A 2,495-nucleotide genomic window follows, 5' to 3' on the forward strand; every position below is an offset into this window, starting at 1 on the left:
CGCAGGTAGGCGAACCCGGAGCGGACACCGCCCCGCCTCCGGCCGGCGTCCGGGACCGGGAGGCCGGGCACGCCCGCCGGGCGTACGGCGAACAGCGCCACCACCACGGCGGCGAAGCTGACCGCGTTGATGCCGAACAGCAGGGCGGGACCGACGGCGGCCACCACCACGGCGCCGAGGCTCATGCCGAGGATGCGGCCGGCGGAGTTGCTGAGCGAGCCGAGCGCCAGCGCGTTGCCCAGCGTCTCCCGGTCGACGAGGCTGGCGGCCCAGCGCCCCATCACCGGGCCTTCGATCGCCGAGACGGCACCGGTGGCCAGCGAGATCGCGAAGATCAGCGGCAGGCCGCCGACCCCGGTCAGGGCGACCGCCGCCAGTCCGGCGGCGAGCACCGCGTGGGCGCACTGGGCGGCGATCAGCAACGGGCGGGCGGGCAGCCGGTCGGCCAGCACACCACCCCAGACGCTGAGCAGCAGCGTGGGCGCCGCCTGGAGCAGCACGGCGAAGCCCATGGACGTCGCGGAGCCGGTCTCCTTCAGGACGTACCAGTTGACCCCGAGGACCTGCATCCAGGTGCCGATGACGGAGACGAAGCCGGCGAGCGCCCAGATCCGGTAGTTGCGGTGGCGCAACGCGGCGAAGGTGGCACCTCTGGCCACGACGAACCTCCAGCGATCGGCAGCATGATCATTCACACCGATCGCGGCGCGGTTCGGCAGCCGACAAGTCTTGCCGGCTTAAACCTCTTTGCCCACATTTGTGAGCGGCTTCACCAGCGGGAACGCCCGGCCGATGCGGCGGCGGACCTGCCGCACCGACCGGACACCCGCACCTCAGCGAGCGGCGAGAGCCTGCGCGGCCGGGCCCACCGGGGCCGGCAACGCACCGACACCACCCAGATAGCCGTGGATGGCCGCGGCGACCGCCCGCCCCTCGGCGATGGCCCAGACGATCAGCGAAGCGCCCCGGTGCATGTCACCAGCCACGAACACCCCGTCGGCGTCGGTCTGCCAGTCGTCGCGGGCGTCGATGGCGCCCCGCGGGTTGCGGGCGACGCCGAACTGGGCCAGCAGCGGCTGCTGCTCGGTGCCCTCGAAACCGATCGCCAACAGCACCAGATCGGCCGGCAACTCCCGCTCGGAGCCCGGCACCACAGTGACGACCCGCCGACCGTCGTGCTTCTCCACTGTCACCTCGGCGATCCGCACCGCCCGCACCTGGCCGGTGCCGTCGTCCACGAACTCCTGCACCGCCACGGCGAAGACCCGCTCGCCACCCTCCTCGTGCGCCGGGTAGCTACGCAGCACCCACGGCCAGGTCGGCCACGGATCCCGTGCCTCGTCGCGCTCCTGCGGAGGCTGCGGGTACAGGTCGAGCTGGTGCACGCCCGCGGCGCCCTGGCGGTGCGCGACGCCGAGACAGTCGGCCGCCGTGTCACCTCCGCCGATGATCACCACGTGCTTGCCGGCCGCGTCGATCGGCGTGCCGTCGGGCAACACCGCGGGCGCCAGCCGACGCTCGGCGGTGGCCACCACGCCGGCCTGGTCGGTGGCCGCCGTGGCGACCGCGCGATTCGCCGCGACCAGGTGCGCCATCGCCTGGTGTACGCCCCGAAGCGCCCGCCCCGGGGTCTCCGGGGTGTCCCGGCCCTGCAACGCCCCACAGGCCAGCAGCACCGCGTCGTGCTCGGCGCGCAACTGCTCGGCGGTGACGTCGACGCCGACGTTCACGCCGGTGCGGAAACGCACCCCCTCGGCGGTGAGCTGGGCCAACCGGGCATCGATGTGCCGCTTCTCCAACTTGAAGTCGGGAATGCCGTACCGGAGCAGGCCACCGATCGCGTCGTCGCGTTCGTACACCGTCACCGCGTGACCGGCGCGGGCCAGCTGCTGGGCGGCGGCGAGCCCGGCGGGCCCGGAGCCGACGACGGCGACCGACCGGCCCGACGGCGCCGGCACCGGGCGGGGGGTGAACCCGCGCGCCGCGGCGGCGTCGGCGATCTCCACCTCGACCTGCTTGATGGTCACCGGTTGACCGCCGGAGATGCCGAGCACGCAGGCCGCCTCGCAGGGCGCGGGGCAGAGCCGGCCGGTGAATTCCGGGAAGTTGTTGGTGGCGTGCAGCGACTCCACCGCGGCGTCCCAGTTGCCGGTACGCACGAGGTCGTTCCAGTCCGGGATGCGATTGCCCAGCGGGCAGCCGTCGTGGCAGAACGGGATGCCGCAGTCCATGCATCGGGTGGCCTGCTCACGGACCAACTCCTCGCCGGCCGGCGGGTACACCTCCCGCCAGTCGCTGATCCGCACCGGCACCGGGCGGCGGGCCGGCAGCCGCCGGTCGTAGCGCAGGAAACCGTTCGGGTCAGGCACGTGCCACCTCCTGGGCAGCCACCCGCGGGGCCCCATCCGGGCGACCAGGTGGCCGTGGTCGGCCACACACGCGGCCAGCCGCCGGCCGATCATCACGAGCAGCCGGTCACCGAGGTCGTGGCCGAG

Annotated in this window: 2 protein-coding genes; both read right to left on the minus strand. The window is 73.7% G+C overall.

The genetic code is table 11. The features are described 5' to 3' along the window. The coding region (locus tag ABZ749_RS33775; RefSeq protein WP_357235128.1) for an MFS transporter at nucleotides 1-659 on the minus strand (659 nt) is incomplete at its 3' end. Nucleotides 660-833: 174 nt separating this feature from the next. Further along, entirely contained in the window at nucleotides 834-2,369 is a 1,536-nt protein-coding gene (locus ABZ749_RS33780; RefSeq protein ID WP_357235131.1) for a glutamate synthase subunit beta, read from the minus strand. Between the last annotated feature and the right edge of the window lie 126 nt (nucleotides 2,370-2,495).

The organism is Micromonospora sp. NPDC047753 (assembly GCF_040642735.1).
Taxonomy (GTDB): Bacteria; Actinomycetota; Actinomycetes; order Mycobacteriales; family Micromonosporaceae; genus Micromonospora.